The organism is Alkalihalophilus pseudofirmus (assembly GCF_029094545.1).
GTDB classification, from domain to species: domain Bacteria; phylum Bacillota; class Bacilli; order Bacillales; family Bacillaceae_D; genus Alkalihalophilus; species Alkalihalophilus pseudofirmus.
This window is the reverse complement of record NZ_CP117835.1, coordinates 4,075,096-4,081,481: the sequence shown is the minus strand read 5'-3', so window position 1 is coordinate 4,081,481 and position 6,386 is coordinate 4,075,096. Positions and strand designations below refer to the sequence as shown.

The following is a 6,386-nucleotide window of genomic DNA, read 5'->3' as shown; positions in this document are numbered from 1 at the left end:
CGACGTACCCTCCTTTTAAACCCGAATCATAAATAATATCTGTTTTCCTTCATCAGAAAAAGCCGTTGTAAAACATTTGTACAACGTGTGAAAGTAAGTGAATAAATATCCATACACACCCTGAATGTGGAGGGTGATATAATATAGTAGGAAAATAACTTTTTAACAGAATGCTCATTCCTGTGGAAAAGATATTAAGCCCTTGTGAAAACCTGTCCACAAGTTTACCCACAGGTTGTGGACAAAATAAATAGGATAAATAGCTATCCACGAGTGAAAACATATTAATCATAGCAAAAAAAGTGTTGTACCGCAACGCTTTCTTGTATTTATCCACATAGCACAGGATCTTGTGTTCAGAAGTTGTCCACAACACAAGATATGTGAATAAGGTGTCGATAAACTTGAGGATAGTTCGAAAGATGTCGAAAAACAGTTATCCACATGAAAGGTTGTCTAAGTGTAGAAGAATCGTGTATAGTTGTAGAGGTGAAAAAATAAAAGAGCACTTTTCCAAAAAGGCACGTATCCAAATCACATAGCAAAGAAGCTGATGTTTGATCGAGCTCAATTAGTTTGATCTCAATTAGGATCTATTTCAAAAAGGCTTCTGTGGAATAAATGATGATGAAATAAATCTTGGAATGAAATGAGAGAAGAATGGGAGCGGCTGCTTGTGGTCAACGATCGGTTAATGGGCCGTTAAAGTAGAGAATGAAGGAGAGTGTAAAACTTGTCCTTGACAACTGCACCCGATGTTTCTTATAATTTACAAGAATGTCTTTAGAAGAGTATCCTCAGGGAGGTGTAATAAATGAAAAAACCAACTTTCCAACCGAATAATCGTAAACGTAAAAAAGTACACGGTTTCCGTACGCGTATGAGTACTAAAAACGGCCGTAATGTATTAGCTCGTCGTCGTCGTAAAGGAAGAAAAGTATTATCTGCATAGGCCACTGAATGTCAGTGGTCTTTTTCTACTTTTAAAAGAAGGAAGTTATGAGTAGAATGTTGAATGATTAAGTTCAGATAATATCTTGGATGCTTGAGGTGTACGTACATGAAAAAGGAGCAACGGATCAAGAAAAATGAAGATTTCTCGTCCGTATTTAAAAAAGGGCAGTCCGTTGCCAATCGGCAATTTGTTCTGTATTCCTTAAAAAAAGAGGGACAAGCTAGTTTTCGAATTGGGTTGTCGGTCAGCAAAAAGGTAGGGAATGCTGTTGTGCGTAATCGGATTAAGCGTTATGTAAGAACGGTGTTCCAAACATACCAAGATGAGCTTCCAGGCGGCTATGATTTTGTCATTATTGCAAGACATCCAGTTAGTGAGATGGATTTTCACCAAGTGGAATCAAGTCTTAAGCATGTGATGAAAAAAGCTCGTCTTTTAAAAAAAGTTGATCATACGTCACATAAATGATTAGAACTTTCTATTAGTAAGTACTTATCATTCTAAGGTAGAGTTCTGATTGATTCGTGCGTTCATATAAATAGAACGAAGATGGACAAGGAGGAGAGCTCGTGCTCAAGAAGTTTGGCCTAATAACAATGATAATTGGTCTGCTCTTTGTTATGACTGGGTGTTTTGACATTGATCAGCCGATTACAAGAGACAGTGAAGGGTTTTGGAACTCTTACTTTGTTTACCCTCTATCATGGCTCATTATTTATTTTGGAGAAGCCTTAAATAGTTACGGACTTTCTATTATTGTCGTAACCATTTTATTACGTCTTTTAATTCTTCCGCTTATGATTAAGCAGACGAAGAGTGCAAAAGCAATGCAGGCGATCCAGCCTGAAATGCAAAAACTACGTGAGAAGTATAGTGCGAAGGATCAAAAAACGCAGCAAAAACTTCAGCAAGAAATGATGGCGATGTTCCAAGAACGCGGTGTAAACCCGTTAGCTGGGTGTTTGCCGTTATTTGTACAAATGCCGATTTTACTTGCGTTTTATCATGCGATTATGCGTACTGATGTCATTGGTAACTATTCTTTCTTATGGTTCGAACTTGGTGCACCAGATCCATTTGTTTTGCCGATTGTGGCAGGGATCACAACATTCATCCAACAGAAGATGATGATGGTCACAGACAATCCGCAGATGAAAATTCTTCTATATGTAATGCCAGTTATGATTTTTGTCTTTGCTATGTTCTTCCCGGCAGCTCTTACGCTTTACTGGGTAGTAGGTAACCTTGTTATGATTACTCAAACGTATTTCATTACAGGTCCAAACGTTGGAAAGAACAAAACAGAAGAAGCTGCAGCAGGAGGGAAGAAAAAGTGACCCATGTGACTGTATCAGGTAATACGATTGAAGAAGCTGTTCAAAAAGCATTGTTGGAACTTGAAACAACGGAAGCACGTCTTTCTTATCAAGTAGTCTCTGAACCGAAAAAAGGTTTTCTTGGATTTGGATCAAGACCCGCAACAATTGAAGCTCACATCAAGCCTGATCCGATCATGGAAGCTTATTCATTTCTCGAATCGACCGTTACATTAATGGGTGTTCCTGCAACGATTGTTCAAGAGGACATTGATCAAGGCGATAAACAAGTTCGCTTTGATATAAAAAGTTCGAATGAAGCAGGCCGTTTAATTGGGAAGAGGGGGCAAACGCTTGAGGCGCTTGATTACCTCACCAATCTTGTTGCTAACCGCCATAAAGAGGCAGGATTTGTTGCTGTTGAGGTTGATGCTGAAAATTACAGAGAGCGGCGCAAAGAAGCTCTAATGCAGCTTGCTCATCGCGTGGCTGAAAAAGCAAAAGCAATAAATAAACCTGTTTCACTTGAACCAATGAGTGCTAAGGAACGAAAAATTATTCATTCAACACTGCAGTCTGTTTCAGGTGTTGAAACCTATTCAAAAGGGCAAGGACGGGATCGTCATATTGTTGTCCGAGCGAAATAAGGATTAATCAGGATGGCTCTTTTTGAGTCATCCTTTTTCTCTGAAAATAACGAGAGCATATGACATAGCTTTTCAAGTAGGCGTGTGCTATTCTAAACATTTAGGAGTTACTTTTTTAATGTTGTATGTAACCATATCATAGATGTTAACAATAGAAAGAAAAGGAAAGACTGTGAGGTGAAGGATGATGGAATTTGATACAATAGCTGCGATTTCTACGGCTCTTGGCGAGGGGGCGATCGGGATTGTTCGCTTGAGCGGTGATGAGGCCGTGGCAATTGCTGATAAGATCTATAAAGGAGCAAAGCCGCTTTCTGAGGCTGCTTCTCATACGATCGTGTACGGCTATATTATGGACGGTGAGACAAGAGTTGAAGAAGCGATGGTCTCAATTATGCGTGCTCCTCGCACATTTACAAGGGAAGATGTTGTAGAAATTAATTGTCATGGCGGACTGGTATCTGTAAATAAAGTGCTGAAGCTTGCATTAAAGCATGGTGCAAGATTAGCTGAACCCGGTGAATTTACAAAGAGAGCCTTTTTAAATGGACGAATTGACCTTTCTCAAGCAGAAGGAGTGATGGACTTAATCCGAGCAAAAACGGATAAAGCAATGAATGTCGCACTCGGCCAAGTTGAAGGACGTTTGTCGAAGAAAATAGCTATCCTGCGCCAAGCCTTGCTTGAAACGGTTGCTTCAGTGGAAGTGAATATTGATTACCCGGAATATGATGCAGAAGTCGTAACACATGACTTATTAATAGAAAAAGCGAATTTCGTCGAACGTGAAATTGACAAGCTTCTTGGGACGGCGAATCAAGGAAAGATTTTAAGGGAAGGTCTGTCTACTGTTATCGTAGGCCGTCCTAACGTGGGAAAATCTTCATTATTGAATAGCTTGGTTCATGAAGAAAAGGCGATTGTCACAGATATTGCAGGTACAACTCGAGATGTGATTGAAGAATACGTCAATGTACGAGGAGTCCCGCTGCGTTTGGTAGATACGGCAGGAATTCGTGAAACAGAGGATATGGTTGAACGAATTGGTGTCGAACGATCTAGACAGGTATTAAAAGAAGCGGAATTGATCTTGCTCGTATTAAATTACGGCGAGGAATTGTCTAGTGAAGACGAGGCGTTGTTTGAAGCAGTCAAACATTTAAATGTTATTGTAATTGTGAATAAGACAGATGTTGAACAGAAAATTGACTTGAATCGTGTAAGGGAACTTGCAGAGGGCCGTCCGGTTGTCACTACTTCTCTTATAAAAGATGAAGGAGTCGATGAACTTGAGAATGCAATTGCTTCACTGTTCTTTGAAGGAGATCTTGAGAGCGGTGATGCAACATATGTATCAAACTCTAGACATATCGCATTATTAGAACAGGCAAAATCCACTATTCAAGATGCGAAGTCAGCGATTGACATGGGTGTGCCGATTGACTTAGTGCAGATTGATATTACTAGAACGTGGGAGCTTTTAGGAGAAATTATTGGTGATAGTGTACATGAAAGTTTAATTGATCAGCTGTTTTCACAGTTCTGTTTAGGAAAATAAATAATAAGGAGGTTTTATTATGAGTTATAACGGTGGAGATTTCGATGTTATCGTCGTTGGTGCAGGACATGCTGGTGTCGAAGCGGGACTTGCATCGGCTCGGATGGGTGCTAATACGTTAATGTTAACGTTGAATTTAGATGCAGTTGCCTTTATGCCGTGCAACCCTTCAGTCGGAGGTCCGGCAAAAGGGATCGTTGTTCGTGAAATTGATGCATTAGGCGGTGAGATGGGCCGTAATATTGATAAAACGCATATTCAAATGAGAATGTTGAATACAGGGAAAGGTCCTGCCGTACGTGCGCTGCGTGCTCAAGCAGATAAATTTCTTTATCAGCATGAAATGAAAAAGACGATTGAAGAACAAGAGAACCTTTTGCTTCGTCAAGGGATGGTTGAACGTCTCATTATTGAAGATGGTGAGTGCAGAGGGGTTATTACCAATACAGGAGCAGAGTACCGCAGTAAATCTGTTGTTATTACAACTGGAACGTACTTGCGTGGAAAAATTATTCTAGGGGAACTGGCATATGAAAGCGGACCAAATAACATGCAGCCATCTGTGCAGCTGTCCTATCACTTGCAAGAACTAGGCTTTGATATGGTTCGCTTTAAAACAGGGACACCTCCGCGTGTAAACGGGAATACCATTGATTATGATAAAACAGAAATTCAGCCAGGGGATGATACACCTCGTGCATTCTCATATGAAACGACGAAATATATTACAGATCAGCTGCCTTGCTGGTTAACTTACACAGGTGAAGAGACGCATCAAATTATTAACAACAACCTATCACGTTCTCCTATGTATTCAGGGATGATTGAAGGAACAGGTCCACGTTATTGTCCTTCTATTGAAGATAAGATCGTTCGTTTTAATGATAAGCCGCGTCATCAAATCTTCTTAGAGCCAGAAGGCCGTAATACGACTGAGGTATACGTTCAAGGGTTATCAACAAGCTTGCCTGAAGATGTTCAACTTAAGATCTTAAAATCTATTCCTGGACTCGAACAAGTTCGTATGATGAGACCAGGTTATGCGATTGAGTATGATTCGATTGTGCCTACTCAATTATGGCCAACTCTTGAAACAAAGAAAGTGCCTGGTTTATTCACTGCAGGGCAGATCAATGGTACATCAGGTTATGAAGAAGCCGCGGGCCAAGGAATTATGGCTGGTATTAATGCAGCACGTAAAGCTAAAGGAGAAGAATGTCTTATTTTAGACCGCTCCGAAGCTTATATCGGTGTGCTGATTGATGACTTGGTGACCAAAGGAACAAATGAACCATACCGCCTTTTAACCTCTCGTGCTGAGTATCGTTTACTTCTTCGTCACGACAACGCAGACTTGCGCTTAACGGAAAAAGGCTATGAAATGGGTCTGATCAGTGAGGATCGCTTTAACCGTTTTGAACTGAAGAAAGCAGAAATTGCAGCTGAGAAAAAGCGTCTTGAAAAGATTATTATTAAGCCGTCTGATGAAGTAGCTGCTGTACTTCAAGAAGCAGGAGCCACTCCTTTAAAAGAAGCTGTGAGTGCTGCTATGCTCTTAAAACGTCCTGAATTAACGTACGCACATGTGTCTAAATTAATTGAGGCACCTGAATCTGAAATTAGTGATGACGTAGGCGAACAAGTAGAAATCCAAGTGAAATATGAAGGGTATATTGAAAAGCAGCTCCAACAAGTCGATCGTTCTAAGAAAATGGAAAGCAAGAAGATTCCTGAAGATCTTGATTACCATGCGATTAATGGGCTTGCCACGGAAGCGAAACAAAAATTGAGTGAAGTACGCCCATTATCAGTCGGACAAGCATCGCGTGTATCCGGTGTAAATCCAGCGGATATTTCAATTTTGCTTGTTTATTTAGAACAAGGGAGATTAGCAAAGGTAAAGTAAAGGC

At 40.3% G+C, this 6,386-nt stretch carries 6 protein-coding genes; all 6 read left to right on the top strand.

Annotated features, from left to right (window positions below):
- Nucleotides 1–814 precede the first annotated feature (814 nt).
- The 6 genes from rpmH (at nt 815) to mnmG (ending at nt 6,382) form a co-directional block, all read left to right on the top strand.
- Nucleotides 815–952, top strand: a complete 138-nt coding sequence (rpmH, locus tag PQ478_RS21215; protein WP_012960919.1) for a 50S ribosomal protein L34 — start codon at nt 815–817, stop codon at nt 950–952.
- A 108-nt stretch (nt 953–1,060) separates the two neighbouring features.
- The gene (gene rnpA, locus PQ478_RS21210) at nt 1,061–1,423 is read left to right on the top strand and encodes a ribonuclease P protein component (protein WP_075681597.1); all 363 of its coding nucleotides are present in this window, start codon (nt 1,061–1,063) and stop codon (nt 1,421–1,423) included.
- 101 nt (nt 1,424–1,524) lie between these two features.
- Entirely contained in the window at nt 1,525–2,292 is a 768-nt protein-coding gene (gene spoIIIJ, locus PQ478_RS21205) for a YidC family membrane integrase SpoIIIJ (protein WP_022629612.1), read from the top strand.
- The gene (gene jag / locus PQ478_RS21200) at nt 2,289–2,918 is read left to right on the top strand and encodes an RNA-binding cell elongation regulator Jag/EloR (RefSeq protein ID WP_022629611.1); all 630 of its coding nucleotides are present in this window, start codon (nt 2,289–2,291) and stop codon (nt 2,916–2,918) included. The genes spoIIIJ and jag overlap by 4 nt, the downstream gene beginning before the upstream one ends.
- Nucleotides 2,919–3,105: 187 nt before the next feature.
- Nucleotides 3,106–4,476 carry a tRNA uridine-5-carboxymethylaminomethyl(34) synthesis GTPase MnmE gene (gene mnmE / locus PQ478_RS21195; RefSeq protein WP_289237018.1) on the top strand — a complete coding sequence of 457 codons (1,371 nt, stop codon included), beginning with the start codon at nt 3,106–3,108 and terminating at the stop codon, nt 4,474–4,476.
- A gap of 19 nt (nt 4,477–4,495) precedes the next feature.
- Complete coding sequence (gene mnmG / locus PQ478_RS21190; protein WP_289235499.1) at nt 4,496–6,382, top strand: tRNA uridine-5-carboxymethylaminomethyl(34) synthesis enzyme MnmG; 1,887 nt, start codon at nt 4,496–4,498, stop codon at nt 6,380–6,382.
- The last annotated feature ends 4 nt before the right edge of the window (nt 6,383–6,386 follow it).

Excerpts from the sequence above, each read along its gene's own strand:
- rpmH (WP_012960919.1), top strand. The coding sequence starts at position 815 with ATGAAAAAACCAACTTTCCAACCGAATAATCGTAAACGTAAAAAAGTA.
- rnpA (WP_075681597.1), top strand. The coding sequence starts at position 1,061 with ATGAAAAAGGAGCAACGGATCAAGAAAAATGAAGATTTCTCGTCCGTA.
- mnmE (WP_289237018.1), top strand. The coding sequence starts at position 3,106 with ATGGAATTTGATACAATAGCTGCGATTTCTACGGCTCTTGGCGAGGGG.
- mnmG (WP_289235499.1), top strand. The coding sequence starts at position 4,496 with ATGAGTTATAACGGTGGAGATTTCGATGTTATCGTCGTTGGTGCAGGA.